This window comes from Ruegeria sp. O4 (assembly GCF_056535125.1).
The window spans coordinates 227657-251395 of the sequence record NZ_JBQERO010000001.1 but is presented as its reverse complement, the minus strand read 5'-3'; the positions used below and the strand labels follow the sequence as shown (position 1 = coordinate 251395).

Annotated in this window: 23 protein-coding genes; 3 read left to right on the top strand and 20 right to left on the bottom strand. The window is 58.0% G+C overall.

The features are described from left to right. Positions 1–2: 2 nt before the first annotated feature. From ACR0J7_RS01205 to ACR0J7_RS01190, 4 genes are all read right to left on the bottom strand, one after another. Positions 3–884 (bottom strand): fructose bisphosphate aldolase, encoded by an 882-nt coding sequence (locus tag ACR0J7_RS01205; protein ID WP_480564878.1) that lies wholly within the window; start codon positions 882–884, stop codon positions 3–5. 73 nt (positions 885–957) lie between these two features. Continuing rightward, the gene (locus ACR0J7_RS01200; protein WP_480913053.1) at positions 958–2307 is read right to left on the bottom strand and encodes a cytochrome P450; all 1350 of its coding nucleotides are present in this window, start codon (positions 2305–2307) and stop codon (positions 958–960) included. Beyond that, positions 2304–3506: a hypothetical protein gene (locus tag ACR0J7_RS01195; protein WP_480913051.1), complete on the bottom strand. Its 1203-nt coding sequence runs from the start codon at positions 3504–3506 to the stop codon at positions 2304–2306. The genes ACR0J7_RS01200 and ACR0J7_RS01195 overlap by 4 nt, the downstream gene beginning before the upstream one ends. A gap of 62 nt (positions 3507–3568) precedes the next feature. Further along, a complete protein-coding gene (locus tag ACR0J7_RS01190; protein WP_267364596.1) occupies positions 3569–4321 on the bottom strand; it encodes a cytochrome c biogenesis CcdA family protein in 753 nt (250 codons plus the stop codon). Positions 4322–4427: 106 nt separating this feature from the next. Here ACR0J7_RS01190 and ACR0J7_RS01185 point away from each other — a divergent pair, with 106 nt between their 5' ends. Next, positions 4428–4661: a sulfurtransferase TusA family protein gene (locus tag ACR0J7_RS01185; RefSeq protein ID WP_480481072.1), complete on the top strand. Its 234-nt coding sequence runs from the start codon at positions 4428–4430 to the stop codon at positions 4659–4661. A 43-nt stretch (positions 4662–4704) separates the two neighbouring features. On the opposite strand, the gene ACR0J7_RS01180 is transcribed toward ACR0J7_RS01185, so the two are convergent. From ACR0J7_RS01180 to purC, 7 genes are all read right to left on the bottom strand, one after another. After that, positions 4705–7497 carry an Rne/Rng family ribonuclease gene (locus tag ACR0J7_RS01180; RefSeq protein WP_480869256.1) on the bottom strand — a complete coding sequence of 931 codons (2793 nt, stop codon included), beginning with the start codon at positions 7495–7497 and terminating at the stop codon, positions 4705–4707. A gap of 502 nt (positions 7498–7999) precedes the next feature. Next, positions 8000–9334, bottom strand: a complete 1335-nt coding sequence (locus ACR0J7_RS01175; RefSeq protein WP_480553879.1) for a sigma-54-dependent transcriptional regulator — start codon at positions 9332–9334, stop codon at positions 8000–8002. A gap of 12 nt (positions 9335–9346) precedes the next feature. Next, positions 9347–11092 (bottom strand): sensor histidine kinase, encoded by a 1746-nt coding sequence (locus tag ACR0J7_RS01170; RefSeq protein WP_480481076.1) that lies wholly within the window; start codon positions 11090–11092, stop codon positions 9347–9349. A 69-nt stretch (positions 11093–11161) separates the two neighbouring features. Beyond that, on the bottom strand, positions 11162–11830 hold the full coding sequence (gene purQ / locus ACR0J7_RS01165) for a phosphoribosylformylglycinamidine synthase subunit PurQ (protein WP_209504013.1): 669 nt from the start codon (positions 11828–11830) through the stop codon (positions 11162–11164). Positions 11831–11841: 11 nt separating this feature from the next. Then, positions 11842–12885: a zinc-dependent alcohol dehydrogenase family protein gene (locus tag ACR0J7_RS01160; RefSeq protein ID WP_480913049.1), complete on the bottom strand. Its 1044-nt coding sequence runs from the start codon at positions 12883–12885 to the stop codon at positions 11842–11844. A 3-nt stretch (positions 12886–12888) separates the two neighbouring features. Continuing rightward, positions 12889–13119 carry a phosphoribosylformylglycinamidine synthase subunit PurS gene (gene purS, locus ACR0J7_RS01155; protein WP_117872765.1) on the bottom strand — a complete coding sequence of 77 codons (231 nt, stop codon included), beginning with the start codon at positions 13117–13119 and terminating at the stop codon, positions 12889–12891. A 285-nt stretch (positions 13120–13404) separates the two neighbouring features. Beyond that, positions 13405–14160: a phosphoribosylaminoimidazolesuccinocarboxamide synthase gene (gene purC / locus ACR0J7_RS01150; protein WP_209504015.1), complete on the bottom strand. Its 756-nt coding sequence runs from the start codon at positions 14158–14160 to the stop codon at positions 13405–13407. Between the two features lie 186 nt (positions 14161–14346). Here purC and ACR0J7_RS01145 point away from each other — a divergent pair, with 186 nt between their 5' ends. Next, positions 14347–14667 (top strand): DUF1476 domain-containing protein, encoded by a 321-nt coding sequence (locus ACR0J7_RS01145; RefSeq protein ID WP_267364605.1) that lies wholly within the window; start codon positions 14347–14349, stop codon positions 14665–14667. Between the two features lie 124 nt (positions 14668–14791). Then, positions 14792–15805 (top strand): betaine--homocysteine S-methyltransferase, encoded by a 1014-nt coding sequence (gene bmt / locus ACR0J7_RS01140; RefSeq protein WP_267364607.1) that lies wholly within the window; start codon positions 14792–14794, stop codon positions 15803–15805. Positions 15806–15811: 6 nt separating this feature from the next. Here bmt and ACR0J7_RS01135 read toward each other — a convergent pair whose 3' ends face one another. From ACR0J7_RS01135 to ACR0J7_RS01095, 9 genes are all read right to left on the bottom strand, one after another. After that, a complete protein-coding gene (locus tag ACR0J7_RS01135) occupies positions 15812–16588 on the bottom strand; it encodes an enoyl-CoA hydratase-related protein (protein ID WP_480485732.1) in 777 nt (258 codons plus the stop codon). A 76-nt stretch (positions 16589–16664) separates the two neighbouring features. Continuing rightward, a complete protein-coding gene (locus ACR0J7_RS01130; RefSeq protein WP_480505293.1) occupies positions 16665–17120 on the bottom strand; it encodes a cytochrome c-type biogenesis protein in 456 nt (151 codons plus the stop codon). After that, complete coding sequence (locus ACR0J7_RS01125; RefSeq protein WP_480913047.1) at positions 17117–19081, bottom strand: heme lyase CcmF/NrfE family subunit; 1965 nt, start codon at positions 19079–19081, stop codon at positions 17117–17119. The genes ACR0J7_RS01130 and ACR0J7_RS01125 overlap by 4 nt, the downstream gene beginning before the upstream one ends. Positions 19082–19156: 75 nt before the next feature. Then, positions 19157–19735: a holin family protein gene (locus tag ACR0J7_RS01120; protein WP_480913044.1), complete on the bottom strand. Its 579-nt coding sequence runs from the start codon at positions 19733–19735 to the stop codon at positions 19157–19159. After that, positions 19726–20337 carry a holin-associated N-acetylmuramidase gene (locus tag ACR0J7_RS01115; protein WP_480472597.1) on the bottom strand — a complete coding sequence of 204 codons (612 nt, stop codon included), beginning with the start codon at positions 20335–20337 and terminating at the stop codon, positions 19726–19728. Before ACR0J7_RS01115 ends, ACR0J7_RS01120 begins: the two co-directional genes overlap by 10 nt. Before the next feature lie 116 nt (positions 20338–20453). Then, positions 20454–20900, bottom strand: a complete 447-nt coding sequence (gene ccmE / locus ACR0J7_RS01110; protein ID WP_209504023.1) for a cytochrome c maturation protein CcmE — start codon at positions 20898–20900, stop codon at positions 20454–20456. 7 nt (positions 20901–20907) lie between these two features. Continuing rightward, positions 20908–21936 carry an N-acetyl-gamma-glutamyl-phosphate reductase gene (gene argC, locus ACR0J7_RS01105; RefSeq protein WP_480564903.1) on the bottom strand — a complete coding sequence of 343 codons (1029 nt, stop codon included), beginning with the start codon at positions 21934–21936 and terminating at the stop codon, positions 20908–20910. A gap of 94 nt (positions 21937–22030) precedes the next feature. Continuing rightward, the gene (murI, locus tag ACR0J7_RS01100; RefSeq protein WP_480564906.1) at positions 22031–22840 is read right to left on the bottom strand and encodes a glutamate racemase; all 810 of its coding nucleotides are present in this window, start codon (positions 22838–22840) and stop codon (positions 22031–22033) included. 8 nt (positions 22841–22848) lie between these two features. After that, a complete protein-coding gene (locus tag ACR0J7_RS01095) occupies positions 22849–23727 on the bottom strand; it encodes a lysophospholipid acyltransferase family protein (protein WP_480564909.1) in 879 nt (292 codons plus the stop codon). Positions 23728–23739: the final 12 nt, after the last annotated feature.

Below are 23739 nucleotides of genomic sequence, written 5' to 3'. Positions count from 1 at the left end.
GATCAGACCGAGGCTTTGAAGATCTTGTCGATATTGCCGCCCAAAGCGGTGTTGAATTCGGCATCCGACTGCTGTTTCGAGAGACCTTCGGTCAGTGCGCGCGAGAAAGACGCAATCATTTTGCCGTTCTGTCCCAACAGGTCGCAGGCCTCTTCGGTCGAATACCCACCTGACAGCGCAACAACGCGCAGAACGCGCGGATGGTCGGCCAGTTCGTCATACAGGTTTGCCTGTGTCGGGATCGTCAGCTTCAGCATGACCTCCTGACCCTCGTCCAGCTGGTCGAGGTTCTTTAGGATTTCAGCTTTCAGAATGTCCTCGGCCTCGGCCTTGGTTTCTGAATGAATGTTGACCTCCGGCTCGACGATCGGAACCATTCCGGCGTCAGTCACTTCACGGGCAACGTCGAATTGCTGGGCGACCACGGCCGCGATGCCTTCGGCATTGGCCTCATGGATGACCGAACGTTCTTTGGTCCCGAACACGCCTTCTGCCTTAGCCAGCGTATCGGCCAGACCGGGGATCGGCTTCATCAACTGAACGCCGTCGGCCTGATCCTCGAGGCCCTTGTCGATTTTCAGGAATGGCACGATGCCTTTGACCGACCAGAGGTAATCAGCGACCTTGCGGCCCTCGATCTCTTCACCAAGGGTGCGTTCGAACAGGATCGCACCGATGACTTTGTCTTTGGTGAAGTCATTTGCCAGAATGATCCGCGCGCGCATCTTTTGAATTTCGCCGAACATCTCAGCGTCCGAGCTGTAGGTCGACGCGTCAACGCCGTACAACGCCAGAGCTTTCGGGGTCGAACCGCCGCTTTGATCCAATGCCGCGATAAAGCCTGCGCCGTTGATCATCTGCGCGCGCTGTTCTGCTTTGGCCATAATGTTTTCCCGTTCAATGATGATTCCGATGTCTTCCCCCGCATACATCACAGTCAGGACCGATGGTAGTTTGTTAGCGCTCAACCAGCCGCAACCATATGCCATCCCTGGATCGAACTGTCAGATGGGCCACCGGAACCGGCGTTTTGCCGCTGATTGTTTCGAATCTGAAATTCCGCACCAGCATCGACAGGATCAGCGGCCCTTCGACCATTGCAAACCCGGCCCCGGTACAGACGCGGGGACCTGCGGAAAATGGGATATATGCCTTACGCTGGCATGTTTTGCCGTTTTCACTGTTCCAGCGGGTCGGGTCAAAGCCATCAGGATTGTCCCATAACCGTTCGTGACGGTGCACATGCCAGGGGCTGATGACGATTTGTGACCCGTTGGGAACGTCCCTGTTTCGGAACTGGTGTGGGCACTTGGCCTCTCGCACCATCATGGGAACCGGTGGGTACAGGCGCAGCGCCTCGCGAAACACGTCGCGACTGATCTTGAGTTTGGAAACCGAGGCAAAGGTCGGGTTGTCCAGAGCGGCAGCTTCGTCAGCAATCCTTTCCTGCCATTCGGGATAAAGCGCCAGCAGGTACAATGTCCACGCCAGGGCCGATGCGCTGGTTTCATGGCCTGCCAGAAAGAAGATCGCGACCTGATCGACCATTTCTTTGGGCCCGAAATACTGACCGGTTTCAGGGTCAGCGGTTGTCATGATCTTGGTTGCCAGATCATCGGGGGCGGTTCCGGCCTTGATCGCCTCGGCCCGCTCATGGGTCAGGTCAGTGATCAGGTTACGAATGTCTCCGGCGTTTTTCCGTGTCGTCCGGGAGTGAAACCGAGGCATCCATTTGGGCAGCGGAACGAAAGCTGCAAGGTTCAGCAGAGGTTGTTCGCGCTGGTAGTTGCGGAACTTTTCAAACACCTTGCTGGCTATGGCGTGGTCGATCGGCACCGAAAACAAGGTGCGAAAAATCACATCTGCTGCGGCGTGGCTTGTCTGTTCTTCGACTTCGATCTGTTTGCCGACATGGGGGCGCAACCGCTCAACACAAGCGTCTGCCGCGGCCAGCATGGCGGGAAACGTGTCTTTCAGCCGCCCGCCCTCAAATGCCGGGTCAATGATGCGCCGCTGTCGTTTCCACGTCTCTCCATTGGTTAGGAACACCGAATTTCCAAGCAAGGGGCGCAGGCCTTCGCTGATCCGGCCCGATTTAGGAAAATCTTCGGGGCTTTTCCTGAGGACGATGTCAATCAGGTCCGGTTCATTGACCAGGAAGGACCGGAAGAAGGGTGTCCTGAATTCGGCCATCCACGCGCGATAAAGGCGCGCTGGCTGTGCAGACAGCAGATCCTGACGAAACAGTTTCAGGTAACGCAATAGGGAAACCTTGTCTGCGCGCGGCTGGGGCTTGGGCGGGTTCATGGGCGAACCGACGTGTATTTGGACACAGGCGTCTCAATCCGGCTGCGCGAAGGTGTGCGCCCAAGGAACCGCTGTTTCAGCGTCAAAGGGCCTGCCGTAATTCGGAAATAGTCGTAAACACCCGGCGTATCGAATACGCAAAGGTACTGAAAATGCAGCCGGAAGAACCGCCAGCGCAGGGCTTTCCAACGTTCAGGCGCCAGAGTTTGCGTAAAGGCCGCCGACAGGACAAGGGGCCAGCGTTTGTCCGGCCCGGCCACCCCTGTAACGGCCACCGGATCACACAGCGCAAATGCGCAGCCATCCCCGGGGGCCGAGACATCGACCCATGTGATGGCTGAACTGGAGGAAAGGAATTGAAGGTCGGACCGAAGGCCCTGCGCATTTGGCAGAAAGGACACCATAGGCACCACCTGCCCCAGGCTGAGGAACGACAACTCTGCCCCCTGTTGCGGCACGGCCCTGTCGCGGATCAGGTCGGCCAGTACAGACACCCCCAGATGCGCACCCGAACTGTGGCCCACCACCAGAACCTCATCCACACCGGATATCAGCGCGGCTTCAATCGCTTTGCGGAATGCGGCCAGCCTGTCCTTCAGTTTTAGCGGAGTTTCCCCCTTTAACTGTGCGGAATAGGCGTAATCATGCATCAGGTAGTAGGCAAACAACCGGTTGTCGATCTTGCGGAACCACAGCATCAGCGCAACCCCAACGGCGATACCCGGAAACAGACCCCACCTGCCAGCCATCGCCACACATGCCCACACGACTGCAAACGCAAGCAGCAGCTGAGACACCAACATCGCCACCGGATAGAGCGCCGCAATCACCGGGCCTTTGCGCAACCGCATCAGGCGCCATAAAGCGCCGGTCGAAATGTATATCCACGCCGTGTGGGCCAATTGCGCATAGGTTGCAGGGATCGACGCGGACATGCTGTCGCGCACGATGTCTGACCAGACCAGAACTTCGATCTCCGTCTCGACGGACGCACCGTCCTGAATGGACGTCACGGACCAGCCGAACAGACCCTCCGCGGACTTGGGAGCCATGGCGATCTCATATCCCGAAATCCGGGCCTGCGCTTGCGACTCGGTTCGGTAAAGCTCGCGATATCGTCGCGGCGGCATCGGGTCATAACCGGGGATGTAGAACACCCGGCGTTTGCGCACCTGTGACTGATTTCTCTGACTGCTCATGCCTTTACCTTCTGCCGCGCAGGTTAACGCAGGCTTTAGGTCAAGGTAAGGGGGGCAGACGCTCAGCCGAAATTCGCAAGTGCCGGGAAGGTTTCCAGCAACCACCAGCTGAAGCGGGTGAACAGGCCTGTGACCAGCATGATGCCCACGAACAGAAGCAGCCCCCCCATGACCTTTTCGATCACACCCATATAGGGCTTGATCCGGTTCATCACCGTCATAGAGCGGTTTAGGAACATGGCTGCGAGCAGGAACGGAATACCCAATCCGGCTGCATAGACACCCAGCAACAGCGTGCCCCGCGCCACCGAGGCTTCGGTCGCCGCAAGGGACAGGATCGCGCCCAGTTGGGGCCCGATACAGGGCGTCCAGCCGAATGCGAAGGCCAATCCAAGAATATAAGCACCAAAGACCGAGCCACCGGAATCACCGGTTTCGATCCGCGCTTCGCGGTCCAGAAAGGGGATGCGGAAGACATTCAGGAAATGCAGGCCAAAGACAATGACAACGGCCCCCGACAGCTTGGCAAAAAGTACCTGATTTTGCAGCACGAACACTCCAAAAGCAGATGCGGTAAAGCCCAACAGCAGAAAAACCGTCGACAGGCCCAGCACAAAGAACAGCGCTGACATGGTTGCCTTGCGCCGGGCGCGGGTCTCATCCTGCATTTCGTTGATCGTGACGCCGCTCATATATGCCAGATAGGGCGGCACGATGGGCAGCACACAAGGCGACAGAAAGCTGATCAGGCCACCCAGCAGGGCAACAAACATGGCGGGCAGCAGCCCCGCGTCTATGATTTCTATTCCGAACATGTCTAAGCACATAAGTGATGATTGGCGGTCCGTCACGGGGCCAATGAGTCACATCCTCGTGCTTGGAATCTGGACAATATTACAACTACGCCCTATCCCGAAAATCATGTCAGAGATTACAGATACGCTGGATGCGCTGGGCCTTCTTTGCCCCCTGCCCGTCCTCAAGGCCCGCAAACGGCTGAAATCCATGCCGCAAGGTTCTGTGTTGCGTGTACTGGCTGATGACCCGGCAGCCATCATCGATGTCCCGCATTTTTGCGCCGAAGCTGGCCACACATTGCTGTCTCAGGATTTGGATGGCGAACATCAGGTCTATCTGATCCAAAAATCCGACTGACTTAATGATATAAAAAAGGCGGGCAAATCTGCCCGCCCTTTCATCAGTTGCCCAACGACCACCATCCGCGCCGTTTGGGCCTGTCGGATTCTGGCTCAGGTTCATCTGCCACAGTTTCAAGCACCGGTTCAGGTTCTGCTGCCACGGGTGTTTCTTCCACGGGCGCGTCTTCGACCGGCTCATCGGCAGATTGAACTTCAGGTTCTTCCATCGCAACGATCGCTTCAGCTTGCGCGACTTCCTCAGTCTGCTCGGCCACCTCTGTTGCTTCCGGCTTAGCTTCAGCAGCCTCAGCCGCTTCGCTTTGCTCGGCGACAACCGCCTCGGCAGGTTCGGATTCAGCGTCTGAGGCCGCCTCTTCAACTACCGGTGCATCAGCCGCGGTATCGGCATCAGTTGCTTCTGTCTGTTCCGAAGCCTCTTCTGCCACCGCATCTTTCTTACGACGGCGCGGAGCGCGCTTGCGTTTGGGCTTGGCGGGTTTTTCCTCTTCCGTAGCTTCGGCTTCGGTTGCCTCGACAGCGGTCTCGGTTTCAGCGGATTCGCCTGCGGCATCCTCCTGCTCTGTCCCTTCACCGTCATCCGCGCCCTGTTCCGGCGCGTCACCATTGCCCCCGCCCTTCTTGCGACGACGACGGCGGCGCTTGCGCTTGGGTTTGGTGTCATCTTCGGTCGGCGCGATATCCTCTTCGGTTTCTTCCTCGTCCGAAGAATCGACCAGATCCATCAGCGAGGCATCGACCGACACGACAGGTGCTGTCGCTTCGGGAACAATGCGGCTGGCGGTCTTGAATTTCTCCATCGAGAAATCCGGGCTGACCAGATGCACATCGCCTTCGATCCGTACAGACAGGCCATAGCGCGATTCGATCTGTGCAATATGCTCGCGCTTCTGGTTCATCAGGAAGTTCGCGATACTGACCGGGCAGCGCACCAGAACCTCGCGCGAGCGGCGGCGGGTGCCTTCCTCTTCGATCTGACGCAGGATCGACAGTGCCATGTTGTCGTCCGAACGGATCAGGCCGGTGCCGTGGCATGCCGGGCATGGCTGCGTGGTCGCCTCGATCATACCGGGGCGCAGCCTCTGACGGCTCATCTCGAGCAGGCCAAAACCTGAAATCCGGCCGACCTGAATGCGGGCACGGTCGGTTTTCAGCTTGTCCTTCAGACGCTTTTCAACGGACGCATTGTTCTTGCGCTCGTCCATATCGATGAAATCGATGACAATCAGACCGGCAAGGTCACGCAGACGCAACTGGCGGGCCACTTCTTCCGCAGCCTCAAGGTTGGTTTTCAGCGCCGTTTCCTCGATCGAGCCTTCTTTCGTGGCCCGGCCCGAGTTCACGTCGATTGCCACCAGCGCTTCGGTCACGCCGATCACGATATACCCGCCAGATTTCAGCTGAACAGTCGGGTTGAACATCCCCGCCAGGTAGCTTTCCACCTGATAGCGTGCAAACAGCGGCAGCGCGTCCTCGTACCGTTTCACATTCTTGGCGTGCGACGGCATGATCATCTTCATGAAGTCTTTGGCGATGCGGTATCCGCCCTCGCCCTCGACCAAAACCTCATCGATATCGCGGTTATAAAGGTCCCGGATCGACCGTTTGATCAGATCGCCTTCTTCATAGATCTTCGCAGGTGCGATGGATTCCAGGGTCAGTGCCCGGATCTGCTCCCACAGGCGTTGCAGGTATTCATAGTCGCGCTTGATTTCCGATTTGGTGCGCTTGGCGCCCGCAGTCCGGATAATCAAACCCGCCCCCGTGGGCACATCAATATCCGCGGCGATTTCTTTCAGTTTCTTGCGGTCAACCGCGTTGGTGATCTTGCGGCTGATCCCACCGCCACGCGCGGTGTTTGGCATCAGAACACAATAGCGACCGGCCAGCGACAGATATGTCGTCAGGGCTGCCCCCTTGTTGCCGCGCTCTTCCTTGACGACCTGCACCAGCAACACCTGGCGCACTTTGATCACTTCCTGAATCTTGTACCGGCGCGGGCGTGGCTTGCGCGGAGGGCGGATGTCTTCGCTGTCGTCTTCCTCGGCCACGGATTCAATCGTGTCATCTTTCGCGGCAGCGTCTGCGTGTTCTTCATCCGCGTCGCCATCATCTTCGTCCTGGTCATCTTCAGACAATTCAGACGCTTCATCGCCATCGTCAGCGCTTGAAACATCCGCCGCGTCATCAGAATCCCCTGCTGCGTCGTCTTGTGAAGACTCAACTGTTTCAGCCTCTGCCTCGTCTTCCGAAGCCGTTCCCTCTACAGTTTCATCTGACACAGCTTCCGGCGCTTCGTTGTCCTCAGGCTCCTCAACAGGGGTCTCAGCGACGACTTCCATTGGCGATGTCCCCTCGGGCACCTCCATGTCCGCTTCGTCACTGTCGTCAAAATCGATGGTTTCCATACCGGTCGGCTCGGTCGAAACTTCCATCGTTTCGACCAAATCGTCCGACTTCAGATCCGCGGCCTTTGATCGGGACCGAGAACGCCGCTTTTTCGGCTTGCCCTCGTCGGCCTCATCCCGCGCCTTCATGGCCTCGGCATAAGCGCGCTCTTCCTCCATCAACGCCTCGCGGTCGGCGATGGGGATCTGGTAATAGTCCGGGTGAATTTCCGAAAACGCCAGGAAGCCGTGCCGGTTCCCGCCATAATCCACAAAGGCCGCCTGAAGCGACGGCTCAACCCGTGTTACTTTTGCAAGATAGATGTTGCCAGCAAGCTGGCGCTTGTTTTCGGATTCAAAATCGAACTCCTCGACCTTGTTTCCGTCGACCACCACGACGCGGGTTTCCTCCGCGTGGGTGGCATCGATAAGCATTTTCTTAGCCATGTGTCCTTGGTGCACCGCGCCAAACGCGTTATCCTGACCCGTCCAGGTGGACAGGCACATTTGGGGAGGTGTCTTGTCAGGGCGATATTGGACGGCGCGCGGCAGGGTCTGGCGCTGTGGCCCCCTGCCCGGTCACTCAATCGTTGCGCGCGCGTCATCGCGGTTCTTCTCCGACAGGCGCGTTAGCCGCAGCCTGCCCATTATTCCTTTCGCCCGACATGTCGGACTCAGGTACTACATTGCCCCAAATGAGGCACAATCGGTCTGCTTTGCGGCGAACAATCCGTCATCACCATCAGCAAAGCAGCGAAACTCAATGATTCGGGGCTTATGGACACAAAACTGGCCCGGCCCGTCCGGACACAATAAAAGCAGTCCTGTGGAAAAGACAATGGGCAAACTGCACCGCCCCTGCGACGGCGTGCGGGATCGCCTTCATCTGGCCAAAAATATCCCGGGGGAGTCGCCAAAGGCGACGGGGGCAGAGCCCCCGCCACAAAGTTTACAGATAGTCCGACCGCTGGAGGCCGTATTTGGCCATCTTTTCATTCAGCGTCCGGCGCGGCAGGCACAGCTCATCCATCACAGACGCGATTGAGCCTTTGTGCCGCCGCATAGTGTTATCGATCAGCATCCGTTCAAAGGCTTCGACATATTCCTTCAGCGGCTTGCCTTCAGTGGTCATGACCGGCTGCATTTCCTCGTGATCCGACATCAACAGCGAGGCGATCGTTCCGGACCCACGGCGCGATTGCAGCACCGCGCGTTCGGCAATGTTGATCAACTGGCGCACGTTCCCCGGCCAGGGTGCCTGCAACAGCTGCGCGGCTTCCTGAGCGCTTACCTGAGGCGCATCGCAGCCGTATTCTTCGGCGAACTGCTCGCTCAGACGGGTAAACAGGGTCAGAATATCCTCGCCCCTCTGGCGCAGGGGCGGCATGGTGATGCGCAAGGCGGCCAGTCGGTAGAACAGGTCCGGCCGTAAGACATCTTCGGAGGTTTTTCCCGCCTCTTGCAGGTTCGAGATCGCAACGATGCGTGTCTCGGCCGGCGTGCCCTGCTCGTTCATCACGCTGAGCAGCTTGGCTTGCAGGGAGTCGCTGAGCGCCTCAACATCTTCCAGAACCAGCGTTCCGCCCCGCGCCTCTTCGATGGCGGGCAATTGGGCGTCTTCAGGCATCATCGGCCCAAACAGACGTTTGGCCAACGCGTCTTCCTCGTGCGCCGCGCAGGACACCAGCACGAATTTCTTGCCGGCACGGCTTCCAACCGCATGCAGGGCGTGTGCGACAAGCGTCTTTCCGGTCCCTGTCTCTCCGTCGATCAGCACATGGCCATCCGCCTGACCTAGATCGAGGATATCCTCGCGCAGGCGTTCCATAACCGGGCTGGCACCGATCAGTTTGTTCATGATCTGGGTGCCGCCGGACAATTCCCGGCGCAGCGCGCGGTTGTCCAGCGTCAGACGCCGCGCATTGCTGGCCCGTTTGGCCAGTTCAGACATGCGGTCGGGGTTGAAGGGTTTTTCAAGGAAATCGAATGCACCGACACGCATCGCCTCGACAGCCATCGGAACATCGCCGTGACCGGTGATCATGATCACGGGCAAGGTGCTGTCAGCGCCCATCAGCTTTTTGAGAAGCTGAATGCCGTCCATTCCGGGCATCTTGATGTCCGAAATCACTATCCCCGGATAATCCGGACCCAACACCTTGAGCGCATCTTCCGCGCTGGCGAAGGTTTCCGTGTCATAGCCGGACAAAGCGAGCCACTGGCTGATCGATTGGCGCATGTCCTGTTCATCGTCAACAATGGCAATTTTCATGGCTTGTGCCATAGTCATTCCTCGTTATTCCGCGGCTTCAAGGCCGTCGCTTCCCAGTGCAGGCAACTGCATTTCAAACACCGCACCGCCATATTGGCCGTTGCGTGCAGTCAGCCGTCCCCCATGGTCGTTCACGATCCCTGACGAGATGGCAAGCCCCAGACCAACACCGTCGCCGGGCTGTTTGGTCGTGTAGAACGGCTCGAACAAGTTTTCGATATCCTCGATTCCGTGCCCGTTGTCGCGTACGGTCAGCACGGCCGTGTCACCCGCTGCCAGGATGATTTCTACATCCGGCTCCGCCACTGATTTGGTGGCGTCCAGTGCGTTTCGCAAGAGGTTGACCATGACCTGTTCGATGCGCATTCGGTCCCCCATCACGATCACGGGTTCCTCTGGTACGATCTGTGTGATCTTCACGTGTCGCTGACGCAATTGCGGCTCCATCATCGACAGGGACGAGGCCAGCGCTTCACCAAGATTTACTGGTGAAAACGCATCCGCACCCTTGCGCGCATAAGACTTGAGCTGCCGGGTAATTGCCCCCATCCGTTCGATCAGACCATCGATGCGGCCAAAGCTGGCAAGGGCCTCTTCCGGGCGGTTGCGGCGCAGCAACAGGCGGGCCCCGGCCAGATAGGTTTTCATCGCCGCCAGTGGCTGGTTCAGCTCGTGACTGACCGCCGCCGACATCTCGCCCAGGGCGGCCAGTTTCGAGCTTTGCGCAAGCGTCTGTTCGGCCAAATCCAGCGTCTTTTCAACCCGTTCACGTTCAGCGATTTCCCGCTGTAGCCGTGCATTCAATGCGCGAAGCTCTGCCGACTCGCGCTGGAACAGGGTCATGCGCAACGTGGCACGGCGGCTCAACGCATAGAACGCAAGCGCCAGAAGAATCGCAAACCCCATGATTTCCAGCGCCAGAACACTGTTCACCTTTTCCCGTATCGAGGCATAGGTCGTGAACGAGGTCATCTGCCAGCCGCGGAAAGGAATACGCGTCTCGATCCGCATCACCGCTTCGCCCTGAAGATAGGCATCAGGCGGCAGCGCGGTCCAATCGGTTGTTGCCCGGATGGCGCGCTGGATCGCACCTTGTGGCGGTTGGCGCAGCATCGCCGTGTTCTCATCCAGCCCGCGCCACCGGGGTTCAGTAGACAGAATGATGTTGCCGGTGCTGTCGGTAACCATCACTGCATCCGAGATACCGGCCCAGGCGCGTTCGAACTTCTGCAGGTCAACCTCGACGACGATCACCCCCAGAAACTCCGCCCCGTTCTCCAACCGGCGCGAATACACAAAGCTGTATCCGCCTGCATCCTTGGGAATAACGGAAAATATCGTCGCGTTCGAGCGGATCGCATCCACAAAATAGGGTGTGTTCCGGTGCCCCTCGCCCAACCTGTTCCGGTCGGTCGCGGCAACTGTGCGCCCGTCGCTGTCCAGCAATACCAGTGAGGCCGCGCCGATCTCTTCCACGAATGAAATAAGGCGCTGTGTCGACAGGGTGTAATCGCCTGACTGCAATGCCGAAATCAACGTCGGGTCGCGGGCAAGCAATTGCGGAACAATCGAGTTGCGGCGCAGTTCACTCAGCAAGTTGCCCGAATACAGCGTCAGCCGCAGTTCCGCCCGGTTGCGCGTGGATTCGGTGAACCTGTCGGTCAACAGCCGGTTCGTGACCCACACCGTTGCAATTGTCGCGACCAGCAGAACAAGAACCGCCAGCCGCAACCGCCAGCCCAGCGGTGCACCACGAAACGGTTTCAACATATTTGACCAGCCAGATCGAACTTCGGGGTTCATGGCGAAAGGTTACGCCCCGGCGGGCGAGACCTCAAGTCACGCCGCTTCAAACACACCTGACAATGCGCGGAACAACGCCACCCCATCTGTGCCGCCATGGCCCTGATCTGCTGCGCGTTCGGGGTGCGGCATCATTCCAAGCACGCGGCGGTTTTCCGACAGGATCCCGGCGATATCCCCGACCGAGCCGTTCGGGTTTTCGGCATAGGTGAACGCGATCCGGTCCTGATCTTTCAAAGCGGCCAGTGTCGCGTCATCCGCAAAATAGTTGCCATCGTGGTGCGCAATCGGAATACCGATCACATCGCCTGCGTTGTAACCGCTGGTAAACGCGCTGTCGCTGGTTTCGACCTTCAGGCCGACGGTCTTGCAGATATATTTCAGCCCGGCATTGCGCAGCAACGCGCCCGGCAAAATGCCGGTTTCGGTCAGAACCTGAAAACCGTTGCATATTCCAACGGCATAACCGCCACGTTGCGTGTGTTCGACCACGGCCTTGCAAATCGGCGATTGCGCCGCGATTGCGCCGCAACGCAGGTAATCTCCGTAAGAGAACCCGCCGGGAACACCCACGATATCAATACCTTCAGGCAAAGCCGCGTCTTTGTGCCAGACCATATCGACCTGAAAACCGGCCTGCTCAAAGGCGACGGCAAGATCTCGGTCACAGTTGGATCCGGGGAATACGATTACGGCTGCACGCATGGTGGGCCCTCCTACGAGACAAAATCTGTGACAACCGCAACACCCGGAGGCGTTGGATGGTCAAAAGCGGCAAGCTCGGCGCTTACCTGGTTCAGGGTTATTTTCCGGGTCACCAGCGGGCTCAGGTCGACCCCTTGACCCGCGATCAGCGACAACAGCGACGGATAGCGCCAGCTTGGCATCCCGCGGGTGCCAAATACGGAGAGCTGACCAGAATAGAGCACATCCATCGGCAGCAACATCTGCGCATGGTCCCCTGAGGGCATTCCGATTTGCACCATGCGCCCCATTTTGCGCAGGGATCGCATGGCGGAAACGGTCGTGGCTTCGACGCCAAGCGCCTCGATCGCAACATCGGCGCCGCCACCGGTGATGTCCTTCACCGCCTGAGGGGCATCACATGTCGCAGCGTTGACCACCGCATCGGCGCCCAGAGTTTCGGCATAGGCCAGCTTGTCCTCGGCGATATCGACAACGATTACACGCGCGCCGAGCGCCTTGCCCAGAAGAAGCGTTGATATTCCGACGCCGCCGCCGCCAAAGACAGCGATCCACTCACCACCCTGCACTTGCGCCCGGCTAACAAGCGCCTGCCACGCCGTGGTTACGCGGCACCCCAATGCGGCAGCGATTTCAGGCGCGATGCTGTCGGGCAAGGATGTCAGGTTGGCATCGGCATGAGCCACGGCAATATATTCAGCAAAAGCCCCGTCACAGGTAAAGCCGGGTACGACCTGGTTCGGACAGATTGTCTGATGACCCTGCGCGCAGTCCGGGCAATGCCCACAGGCAAGGATAAAGGGCGCAATCACCCGGTCCCCGACACGCCACCGTGTGACGCGCACACCGACCGAGACCACCTCGCCGCAAAACTCGTGGCCGGGTGTCATGGGCAGGACAACGTCGGGGTCTGAGCCCGACCAGGCGTGCCAGTCGGACCGGCACACGCCGCAAGCCAGCACCCGCACCACAACACCGTCTTCGGTGGGAACCGGGTCGGGGATCGTCGACACCTCAAGCGGTTGACGATAGGTGATCAGACGCGCGGCCCGCATTAATCAGACCAGTTCGATCTCGTAGCGTTCGATGACGGTGTTGGCCAAAAGCTTTTCGCACATCTCGGTCACGTCTGCCTCGGTCGCGCCATCGGCAAGCTCAAGATCGATGACTTTGCCCTGACGTACGCCTTCGACCTGATCAAAGCCCATTGCACCCAATGCGTGCCGTACTGCTTCGCCCTGCGGGTCCAGCACCCCGTTCTTGAGCATCACATGAACCCGTGCTTTCATTTTGGCAACTCCAACTGTGGGCCGCATACAAGGCCCATTTCGTTGCGCGGGGGATAGCGCGCCTGATGGGTTTCGACAACCCTGTTTCAAACGCAGTTTGCCGCAGGCGAGTGACGATCCTGCGCCGTCAGTTGGACCTGAGTAGTTTTGTTGGCGCAGCAGCTGGAAACTTCGGAATAGTCATCTGATCAAACGGCCCGGCCACACTCAAACACCCTGCTCGGCCAACAACTTGGCAAAGGCAAAACGCCGCCCTGAGGGGGCGGCGCTGCTGAGAAGGAGTGTTTAGTTGATCAGCGTCGGCTTGGTGACATTACTGGCAGGCAGCACACCCAGCCTTCGGGCGACCTCGGAATAGGCATCTGTCAGACTGCCCAGATCGCGGCGGAATACATCCTTGTCCAGTTTCTGACCGGTCTTGATATCCCACAGGCGGCAGCTGTCCGGGCTGATTTCGTCCGCAACAACCAGCCGCTGATAGTCGCCTTCAAACACGCGCCCGATTTCGATCTTGAAGTCAACCAGACGGATGCCCACCGCCAGCATCACGCCGCTCAGGAAATCGTTCACGCGCAGCGCAAGGCTGAGGATGTCGTCCATGTCCTGCTGGCTGGCCCAGCCAAACGCGGCGATGTGTTCCTCGGTGACAAGAGGATCGCCCAAGGCGTCATCCTTGAAGCAATATTCAACGATCGGACGTGGCAATTGCGTCCCTTCAGCAATGCCAAGACGTTTCGACATCGAACCCGCCGCGTAATTGCGCACGATCACTTCCAGCGGAATGATCTCGCAATTGCGCACCAGTTGTTCGCGCATATTCAGGCGCCGGATGAAGTGGTTCGGAATGCCAATCTGGGTCAGCCCGGTCATGAAGAACTCGGACAAACGGTTGTTCAGCACGCCTTTGCCATCAATCACGTCCTTCTTCTCGGCGTTGAACGCGGTGGCATCATCCTTGAAATACTGTACGATGGTGCCCGGCTCGGGGCCTTCATACAGAATTTTGGCCTTGCCTTCGTAGATTTTCTTGCGACGCGCCATAAGCGACCTTTCCAGACTGGCGAAAGGGAATGAGTCCCTTCACGTTGGCGTCCTCATAGTGCAAGCCCTGCGTTCCCGCAAGTTCGCTGCCCCGAGGGCCTTTGACGCAGCGCAAATACCTTGCACCCAGAGTGTCCTATTGTCATATCATCAGTGAGAAACGGTAATCCAAGGGGTCCCCAACCAATGACCACATTCGACGAACGTGAAGCCGCGTTTGAAAGCAAATTCGCCCATGACGAAAAGATGCAATTCATCGCACGGATGCGCCGCAACCGCTTTATGGCTGTCTGGGCGTCTGCGCTGAAGGGCGAAACTGTTGAACAGGCACGGAAATACGGACAGGAACTGGTTCATACCGACCTGCAGCATGTCGGCGAGGACGATGTTGTCGAGGCAGTCAAAGCCTACTTGGGTGATCTTGCAGATGAAGCCACGATCCGTTCGAAAATGGCCGAGCTTCTGGTTGAGGCCAAAGAACAGGTGATGGCGGAAGGCGAGCATTGATTGCCTGAAATGCAAAACTCATGATCTTCATGAGTTTTATGAATTTGATTTGACGCCCTGGTCATGAGACATGGGGCGTCTCTGTTTTTTTGCAGCGTTTATACGCTTTTTCTGGAATAACCCTATGACAAACGCGCTGAGCAAACTTCTGGACACTAAAGACGCCATCCTTGCGGACGGTGCAACGGGGACCAACTTATTTAACATGGGTCTGCAATCAGGTGATGCACCTGAGCTGTGGAACGTGGATGCTCCGGACAAGATCAGGGCGCTGTATCAGGGGTCAGTCGATGCGGGCAGCGACCTGTTTCTGACCAATACGTTTGGAGGCACTGCGGCGCGTCTGAAACTGCATGATGCGCAGAACCGCGTGGGCGAGCTGAACCGTATCGGCGCAGAACTTGGACGTGAAGTCGCAGACAAAGCCGGGCGCCCTGTTGTCGTGGCCGGATCGGTTGGACCCACCGGCGAGATTATGGAGCCGGTCGGCAGCCTGTCGCATTCCGAAGCGGTTGAAATGTTTCATGAACAGGCCGAGGCTTTGAAAGCGGGCGGGGTTGACGTTCTTTGGGTAGAAACCATCAGCGCGCCCGAGGAGTTCCGCGCGGCAGCCGAGGCCTTTGCACTGGCCGACATGCCCTGGTGCGGCACGATGAGCTTTGACACGGCCGGGCGCACAATGATGGGTGTCACCTCGGCCGATCTTGCGCTTTTGGTTGAAACCTTGCCAAACCCACCGATCGCTTTTGGGGCCAATTGTGGTACCGGCGCGTCGGATATCCTGCGCACGGTTCTGGGTTTTGCTGCGCAAGGCACCGAGCGCCCGCTGATCTCAAAGGGCAATGCGGGCATTCCGAAATACGTGGATGGCCATATCCACTATGACGGGACACCCGAACTGATGGGTCGGTATGCTGCCATGGCGCGGGATTCGGGCGCCACAATCATTGGCGGGTGCTGCGGCACCATGCCCGATCATCTGCGCAAAATGCGCGAAGCGCTGGATACCACTTCGCGCGGCGAGCGCCCGACACTGGATCAGATCACCGAGGCATTGGGGCCGTTTTCGTCGGCTTCCGACGGAACCGAGGACGACGCGGGCCCCGAACGCCGTACGCGTCGTCGCCGCCGCGCCTGACGCTTATCAACGCCCTTCGAATTTCGGAGGGCGTTTTTCCATGAACGCCACTACACCTTCAGCAAAATCCCGCGACCGGCCACATTCACCTTGAAGATGCGCCTCGGTCGCAAGCTGCTGCTGCAATGTGTTTTCGTACGTCCCGCGAATGGCACGTTTGATCGCGCCATAGGCCGCCGTTGGACCTTTGGCCAGATATTCTGCCCTTTTGTGCCAATGTGCGGCAAACGTATCATCGGGCACAGCTTCCCAGATCATGCCCCATTCTTCGGCCTGCCGGGCGCTGATCTTGTCAGCAAACAAGGCCGCCCCCATCGCTTTGGCCAAGCCCATCTGGCGCGGCATGAACCAGGTGCCCCCGGCATCGGGCAGCAAGCCGATACGTGCAAACGCCTGCAGGAAGTACGCACTCTCCGTTGCAATAACCACATCCGCACACAGCGCAAGGTTGGCCCCTGCCCCCGCAGCAGGTCCGTTTACAGCAGCGATCGTCGGAACCGGACAGCTGTGGATGGTTTCCAGCATCGGCTCGTATTCGTCGCGCAATGATCGTTCCAGATCGATCTTACCGGTCGATGATGCATCGCCCAGATCCTGCCCGGAACAAAACGCCGGACCTGCCCCGGTGATAACGATACAGCGCGCTTTAACCGCGGCGTCTTTCATCGCGTGGGTAATCTCTGCCCGCATCCGAGTGGTCAGCGCGTTCATCTTGTCCGGTCTGTTCAGGGTCAGAACCGCCAGACCGTCCGATATGTCCAATAGAACCGTTTCGTAATTCATGAAGACTTTTTCCCTCGCGCCACGTGTTTCAGCACATTTACTTGTCCGGGCAGGTTGGGAAAAGCAGAACCAAACGTCAGTCTTCAAGAATTTGGCGAAGGCGTTCCTGTTCTTCTGCGCTTAGAGCTTCGGTTTCATCTGAAACCTGCGCCCTAGCGCGTGTGCGAAGAAAGTTCAACCCGACTGCGGCAGCTATCAGCAACATGATTGGCCCGGCAAGCCACAACAGCAGATTCGAACCGCTGGTGGTGGGCTTGAGCAAGACATATTCGCCGTAGCGGTCAACGATAAACGCGACAGCCTCTTCGTCGCTGTCACCCGCAACCAGGCGTTCACGCAAAAGCAAGCGCAGATCGCGTGCCAGTTCAGCGTTGCTTTCGTCAATGCTTTCATTGCGACACACCAGGCATCGCAACCCAACACTCAGGTCGCGCGCGCGCTGCTCCAGAACAGGGTCGTCCAGAACTTCGTCAGGTTGTACCGCAAACACCGGCGCTGCCAGCAGCAGCAGGATCAATACAAGGCGTTTCATTCTGCGGGTACTCCGCCAGCGGGGGATTTGCGCGCACCTGCGGCGACACGGAACCGCCTGTCGCTCAGGCTAAGGACACCGCCGAGCGCCATCAGGATACATCCACCCCAGATCCAGTTCGCCAAAGGCTTGATATAGGTGCGCATGACCCAGCCGCCATCTGCCTGCTGATCCCCGATGACGACGTAAAGATCACCAAGAAAACGATAGTCAATCGCGGCCTCGGTCGTCGGCATGCGTGCAACGGGATAATCCCGTTTCTCGGGATGCAGCGTTCCGATGACGCGACCGCCCTTTTCGACCAGAACATCAGCCGTGGTTGAAAAATAGTTCGGCCCCTGAACCCGTCGCACGTCCTGCAATGTCAGTGTAAACTGACCCACTTCGAACGGCTGGTTCAGTTGCGCCACACGGATATCTTCCGCCTCCCACGCGGTCAGACCGGCAATCGCAAAGATCGTGACCCCAAGACCGGTATGGGCAACTGCCTTACCCCAATCGGCTCCCGGAAGTCGGATCAGACGTTTGAAGCTGCCATTGCGGCCTGTCCGGCTCCACAAATCAATGGCGGCGCCGAATGTAATCCAAGCCCCCAGGAACAAGCCTACGGGTCCTAACGCGCTGCGACCGGTCTGCATCGCCCAAACCAACAGCGCAATCGCCAGCGCCAGACCAAGGGCATAGCGCAGGGACCAGGCCGTTTTGCCCAGCCGACCGCGTTTCCACGGCAGCATCGCCCCGATTGGCAGGATCAGCCCCAGCAAAACCATGAATGGAGAAAACGCCGCGTTGAAAAACGGTGCCCCAACCGAAAGTTTGCGGTCAAACATCATCTCGGCCACCATCGGCCACATCGTCCCAACAAAAACGACGAAGCAACTGACCGCCAGAAGGACATTGTTCACGATCAGCGCGCTTTCGCGGCTGACCATGCCAAAAACGCCCTTGGCCTCCATCGCCTGCGCGCGCGCGGCAAACAAGGTAAGCGCGCCGCCGATGAAGAAGACCAGAATGATCAGGATGAACACACCGCGCTCCGGATCATTGGCAAAGGCGTGAACCGAGGTCAGCAGCCCTGATCGCACGATAAACGTACCGATGAGGGAAAATCCAAACGCGATGATTGCCAGCAGAATGGTCCAGCTTTTCAATGCTTCGCGTTTTTCCACAACAATTGCCGAGTGCAACAGCGCCGCCGCCAGCAGCCAGGGCATGAAGGACGCGTTTTCGACCGGGTCCCAGAACCAGAAGCCGCCCCAGCCCAATTCGTAATAGGCCCACCAGGACCCCAGCGCGATACCGATAGTCAGGAAAACCCAGGCCGCCAGCGTCCAGGGGCGTACCCACCGGCCCCAGGCCGCATCAATACGCCCTTCGATCAGGGCAGCAATCGCAAAGCTGAATGCCATGCTCAAGCCGACATAGCCAAGGTACAGAAACGGTGGGTGGAAGGCCAGCCCGGGATCTTGCAGCAGCGGGTTCAGGTCGCGCCCGTCAAACGGAGCGATGGCAAGTCGGTCAAACGGGTTCGACGTGAACAGGATAAAACCGAAAAACGCCACGGCAATAGCCGATTGAACGGCCAGAACACGGGCTTTGAGTGTCGGTGGCAAGCCGCCACCAAAGAAGGCCGCCATCGCACCAAACAGGGTGACAATCAGCACCCACAGCAGCATAGATCCTTCGTGGTTGCCCCATGTTCCACTGATCTTGTACAGCATCGGCTTTGCCGTGTGGCTATTCTCGACCACAATCCTGAGGGAGAAGTCAGACGTTACAAACGCCCAGATCAATGCACCAAATGCAAACGCCGTCAGCAGGAACTGGACGATCGCGGCGGGCTCTGCAAAGCCCATCCAGCCGGTCCAGCGTTTTGAGGCGCCGATCAGGGGAACAACGCTTTGCACAATTGCGACAAAGAACGCGAGGATCAGGGTGAAGTGGCCAAGCTCTGTAATCATGCCCCGGAATATACGCCGGTGCGGAACCGGGGGCCATGACCTTTAGCTTGTTCTGCACGCACAAAGTGTCGCGGGTCAGATACCGCGTAGCTTTCGCCAATCGTTCAGCGCCTGGTTTTCCTCGGGACTTATGACATCGCTGTTCAGCACAGCATCCGGACCGGGATCAGCAACTCCCGGGCTGTCGCTCTGCATCGTGCGCAAGGCCTCGATATTGCTCATGACCGTTGGCAGTTGCGTCATGGTTGAGCGGATATCCCGCTGAAAATCCTGCATTTTACTTTGGTGACGCGCGCCAAAGTAAAACGATACGATCACGCCCAGCAACCACCACAGCGGCTCTGGGACCAAGGCTATGCCCTGCATCCGTGCGGCAAACCATATTGGGTCGACCATGGCGGCAACAAACAAGCCAAGCGTTCCCAATGCCAGCGCCGGGCGCGGTAACCTGTTCACGCCGTCCATGACACGGTCAAAAAGACCCTTCTGAGGTGCCTGAAATTCGCTACCGAACTGCACCATGGCCTGAGTTTGAATCTCATTGGCGCGTACTGCGCCTGCTTCGGTGTTTTCACGATAGAGTTCTGCGGTTTCCTGTAAGACGTTGCGCCCGTTACCAAACAAAAGCGCCAGCACACCTGAAATCAGCCCCATGCCGCGATCCTTCTGGTAAATTCGCTGTCCGAAAGATGATAACGCGGCGAAAGAAATTCTTCGGCCCGTTTTATCCAGCCACCTTTGCCGCCTGATCGGCTACGCGCGTATTTTCTGGATGCAGGCCGCTGATCAGCAAGGCGAAAATAGTAGTTTCGCCGCGCAATCCCGTAGGCGTCGCGCAGGACATCGGGCTCTGGCTGCGCCGCGCTTTGGCAGGCCGCCACGGTTTGCGGGCCTATCACGCCGTCGGCGGTGACGTTAAACCCCATTTCCTGTAGCAGCCGCTGAAGGATCTTCACCGCCTGCGCACCGGCATTCACATACATGTCGAAAACCGAAGCATGCAGGGTTTCGGGAAGCTCCGCAATGTGCGGCTTGTCGAAATAGTGCTGCACAAAGATGTCGACCGCTTGTCGAGCGGACACTGCGCGCACATCCGCCTCGTCAACCCGACCGTCGCCAGTCAGATCCAAACCCAGCCTGCGCAGGGTGTGAATCGTGACCCCGAACTTGGTTGCCCCGCCCGGATCGTCGGGGTCATCAACAAAGCCCCCTTCACGGGCCACAATCTCTTTGGCAATTTGCCGAACCGTTTGCATACCACCCTCGTAACGTTAGGTGGCCACACCGTTTCCGACAGAAATTAATGATTTAAAACGAAACGGAGCGCTGCATGCACCATGCACGCAACGCTCCGTAACAGAGTCAAACGGCTTCAGCTTTCTTCCGCGCCTTTGTAGACACCTTGCTCTTTCAGAGCGTCCATGACCTCTTTCGGCATGTAGGTTTCATCGTGTTTGGCAAGAATTTCAGTCGCTTCAAAGACTCCGTTCACGTAACTGCCTGTGCCGATCATCCCCTGATTTTCCGAGAAAAGGTCAGGCAGAACACCTGTGAACGAGACCGGAACGCTTTCACCACCATCCGTTACAACAAAACGAATGGTTTCGCCCTGTCCGCGAATGATCGAGCCTTCTTCGACCAAGCCGCCTATCCGGAACACCTCGGTTGGTTTCGGCGGCTCGGCAATCACCTCACTGGGTGAGCGGAAAAAGTTGATCCCGTCCTGCAATGCCCAGCCAATCAACGCTGTTGCCGCCACCAAGGCAACAACTGCCACCAGAATGACTTGTACGCGCCGACGTTTCTTGAGCGTTTTCATACCATCCTCACGGGAAAAGCGGGGCCATCATCAGGCCCAGAGTTTCATCTTCACCTAACATCAGGTTCGCGTTCTGCAAGGCTTGCCCACTGCTACCTTTTGTCAGGTTATCCAGCGCTGCAATTGCAATTGCGCGCCGCTCAATCCGATCCGCCACAACACCGATGTGACAGAAATTCGACCCCCGCACATGGTGGGTCGAAGGGGTCTCACCCATCGGCAGCATCTGGATGAACGGCTCGTCCGCGTAGGCTTTGGCAAGCGTTTCGTAGATGCTGTGCGGGTCACCCTTCACATAGGTTGTGGCCAGAATACCCCTGTTTGCAGGGATAAGGTGGGGCGTGAACTGCACATGCACAGCCCGACCGGCAAGTTTCGAAAACTCCTGATCGAACTCTCCAAGATGCCTGTGTGTCCCGCCGACGGAATAGGCATTGCTGCCTTCGCTCAGTTCAGCGTGCAGCAGGTTTTCCTTCAGTGACCGCCCTGCCCCTGATACGGCGCATTTCAGATCAAGAACGATATCGTCCAGATCAATGACCCCGGCAGATATCAGTGGCCGCAGAACATATTGCCCGGTCGCCGCATTGCACCCGGTACCCGCAACAAGCCGTGCCTCCTTGATGTCTTCGCGGTAGAACTCGGTAAGACCATAAATCGCCTCTTCCTGCTGTCTTAGCGCGATATGCGGATTGCCGTACCATTTTTTGTACTCGTCGGGGTCTGCCAGCCGGAAGTCTGCGGACAGGTCAATGATTTTCAGGTCTTTCGGCAAGTCCCGGATCACTTCCTGACTGGTTTTGTGCGGCAAGGCGCAGAAACACAGGTCGACCTGAGAAAAGTCGATCTCGGAGATTTTGCACAGATCAGGCAAATCCATGTGGCGCAGATGCGGGAAAACCTGCGCCATTGTCATGCCAGCCTTACGTTCGGCGGCCAGCGCGACGATATCCATGTTCGGGTGCTCGGCAATCAGCCGCACCAATTCAGCGCCGGTATAGCCCGAAGCGCCCAAAATTGCGATTTTATGGGTCATGTCAGACCTCTTTCACTTGAGTGTCACATGTTTCGACCGCCGATGCGACGGCCTTGAAATAAGGGAAGCAAAGCGGCTGCGTCCTTGACCTAAGTCAGGCAGCCTGGAAGGTGATTTGTCGTCGGAGGAACTGCGTCGCCCGGTCGCTTACCACATTGGGTTTGCCTGTTGTCAGGAAACCACTCGGGCCCTCACCCAACATGCTGGGGTGACGTTGAAGGTAATCTGCCAGACTGTCAGCAACAAGCGTCCCCTGGCTGTAAACCTGCACATCTTCACCCAACGCCGCCTGAAATGCTTCGGCCATCAACGGATAATGCGTGCAGCCCAGAATAGCGGCCTGAGGTTCCGGCATCTTGCGTTTCAGCGCATCCACATGGCTGCGCACCAGGGCTTCGGCCAGGATCATGTCGCCGTCTTCTATGGCATCCACAACGCCGCCACAGGCCTGTGCCTCGACATCTACACCGATAGCCCGAAACGCCAATTCACGCTGAAAGGCCCGGCTGGACACGGTGGCAGGCGTTGCAAACAACGCCACATGTTTGACGGCCACTTCGCGCGGCGGAGAATTGTCACCCCATTGCCGTTCGGTCAGCGCTTCGATCAACGGGACAAAAACACCAAGAACGCGTTTGCCGCTGGGCACGCCCTCTTCCTGCATGCGCCGCAACGCTGCGGCGCTGGCCGTGTTGCAGGCCAGAATCACCAGGTTGCAGCCACGCGACCACAGATCCTGAACCGCCTTGCGGGTCAGCTGATAGATATCCTCGGCATCACGCACACCGTAAGGCGCGTGTGCACTATCTGCAAAATACAGGAAATCAACGTCCGGCAGACGTTGCTGCGCGGCACTCAGGACGGTCAGACCGCCCAAACCGGAATCGAAGATACCTACTGCCATTAGATCCTTCAGGCGCGATGCCGTTCCTCAAACTCATAGCCGTAATCATAAGACTTCAACGGCGTTGGAGACAGCTCATACGTGGCTTTGCGCAGGAAATCCATCATCTTGCGTGTATCCTTGCTGAGCGGGTCCAGAATGTCACGGCCTATCGGCTCTCCGATCACGACTTTCACCGGTGTATCAACGCGTTTCTTGAATTCTTTGATCAGCAGGCCCATCCGCAAAGTACTGTGCAGATGGCTGGCGATCTGAAACAGACGAGAGGTGTGGCCATCAAAGAAAACCGGAACAACCGTGGCATTCGATTTGGCCACCATCCGCGCGGTAAACCCGCGCCAACCCGGATCCATGGGGTGGGAGAACAGCTTAACCCCGGTGCTGACCGTCCCGCCGGGGAAAATGCCGATCGCCCCGCCTTCGCCCAGATAGTTGAGCGCGGTTTTTCGGGTCTCAAGGTTCAGTTGCATCGCCTCTTTCGTTTCATCAAACGAAATTGGCAAAATGATGCGATTCAGGTCTTCGGCCTTGCGAAACACCCGATGAGCCAGAATGCGGAAATCTCCCCGCGTCTCGGACAGGATATGTCCCATCATCAGGCCATCCAGAATTCCGTAGGGATGATTGGCAATCAGGATCAGAGGACCGTCTTTCGGAATATTCGAAAGCGATCCCCCCGCCACGTCCAGAGTCAGCCCATAGCGTTCGACCATCACGGCCCAAAAGTCGCGCCCATTGGCAACTTCTTTCTCGTACCCGTCCGCGCGTTTGATCAGGCGCATACGGCCCGTCGTGTTCTCCATCAGCTTGATAACCATCCGCCCGCCTTTGGTTTCGGCGGAATGCGCGTAGGAAATGTCGCGAACGGCATGACGACGAGAAGGCATATGGGTCTCCGG

Excerpts from the sequence above, each read along its gene's own strand:
- ACR0J7_RS01205 (WP_480564878.1), bottom strand. The coding sequence starts at position 884 with ATGGCCAAAGCAGAACAGCGCGCGCAGATGATCAACGGCGCAGGCTTT.
- ACR0J7_RS01200 (WP_480913053.1), bottom strand. The coding sequence starts at position 2,307 with ATGAACCCGCCCAAGCCCCAGCCGCGCGCAGACAAGGTTTCCCTATTG.
- ACR0J7_RS01195 (WP_480913051.1), bottom strand. The coding sequence starts at position 3,506 with ATGAGCAGTCAGAGAAATCAGTCACAGGTGCGCAAACGCCGGGTGTTC.
- ACR0J7_RS01190 (WP_267364596.1), bottom strand. The coding sequence starts at position 4,321 with ATGTTCGGAATAGAAATCATAGACGCGGGGCTGCTGCCCGCCATGTTT.
- ACR0J7_RS01185 (WP_480481072.1), top strand. The coding sequence starts at position 4,428 with ATGTCAGAGATTACAGATACGCTGGATGCGCTGGGCCTTCTTTGCCCC.
- ACR0J7_RS01180 (WP_480869256.1), bottom strand. The coding sequence starts at position 7,497 with ATGGCTAAGAAAATGCTTATCGATGCCACCCACGCGGAGGAAACCCGC.
- ACR0J7_RS01175 (WP_480553879.1), bottom strand. The coding sequence starts at position 9,334 with ATGGCACAAGCCATGAAAATTGCCATTGTTGACGATGAACAGGACATG.
- ACR0J7_RS01170 (WP_480481076.1), bottom strand. The coding sequence starts at position 11,092 with ATGTTGAAACCGTTTCGTGGTGCACCGCTGGGCTGGCGGTTGCGGCTG.
- purQ (WP_209504013.1), bottom strand. The coding sequence starts at position 11,830 with ATGCGTGCAGCCGTAATCGTATTCCCCGGATCCAACTGTGACCGAGAT.
- ACR0J7_RS01160 (WP_480913049.1), bottom strand. The coding sequence starts at position 12,885 with ATGCGGGCCGCGCGTCTGATCACCTATCGTCAACCGCTTGAGGTGTCG.
- purS (WP_117872765.1), bottom strand. The coding sequence starts at position 13,119 with ATGAAAGCACGGGTTCATGTGATGCTCAAGAACGGGGTGCTGGACCCG.
- purC (WP_209504015.1), bottom strand. The coding sequence starts at position 14,160 with ATGGCGCGTCGCAAGAAAATCTACGAAGGCAAGGCCAAAATTCTGTAT.
- ACR0J7_RS01145 (WP_267364605.1), top strand. The coding sequence starts at position 14,347 with ATGACCACATTCGACGAACGTGAAGCCGCGTTTGAAAGCAAATTCGCC.
- bmt (WP_267364607.1), top strand. The coding sequence starts at position 14,792 with ATGACAAACGCGCTGAGCAAACTTCTGGACACTAAAGACGCCATCCTT.
- ACR0J7_RS01135 (WP_480485732.1), bottom strand. The coding sequence starts at position 16,588 with ATGAATTACGAAACGGTTCTATTGGACATATCGGACGGTCTGGCGGTT.
- ACR0J7_RS01130 (WP_480505293.1), bottom strand. The coding sequence starts at position 17,120 with ATGAAACGCCTTGTATTGATCCTGCTGCTGCTGGCAGCGCCGGTGTTT.
- ACR0J7_RS01125 (WP_480913047.1), bottom strand. The coding sequence starts at position 19,081 with ATGATTACAGAGCTTGGCCACTTCACCCTGATCCTCGCGTTCTTTGTC.
- ACR0J7_RS01120 (WP_480913044.1), bottom strand. The coding sequence starts at position 19,735 with ATGGGGCTGATTTCAGGTGTGCTGGCGCTTTTGTTTGGTAACGGGCGC.
- ACR0J7_RS01115 (WP_480472597.1), bottom strand. The coding sequence starts at position 20,337 with ATGCAAACGGTTCGGCAAATTGCCAAAGAGATTGTGGCCCGTGAAGGG.
- ccmE (WP_209504023.1), bottom strand. The coding sequence starts at position 20,900 with ATGAAAACGCTCAAGAAACGTCGGCGCGTACAAGTCATTCTGGTGGCA.
- argC (WP_480564903.1), bottom strand. The coding sequence starts at position 21,936 with ATGACCCATAAAATCGCAATTTTGGGCGCTTCGGGCTATACCGGCGCT.
- murI (WP_480564906.1), bottom strand. The coding sequence starts at position 22,840 with ATGGCAGTAGGTATCTTCGATTCCGGTTTGGGCGGTCTGACCGTCCTG.
- ACR0J7_RS01095 (WP_480564909.1), bottom strand. The coding sequence starts at position 23,727 with ATGCCTTCTCGTCGTCATGCCGTTCGCGACATTTCCTACGCGCATTCC.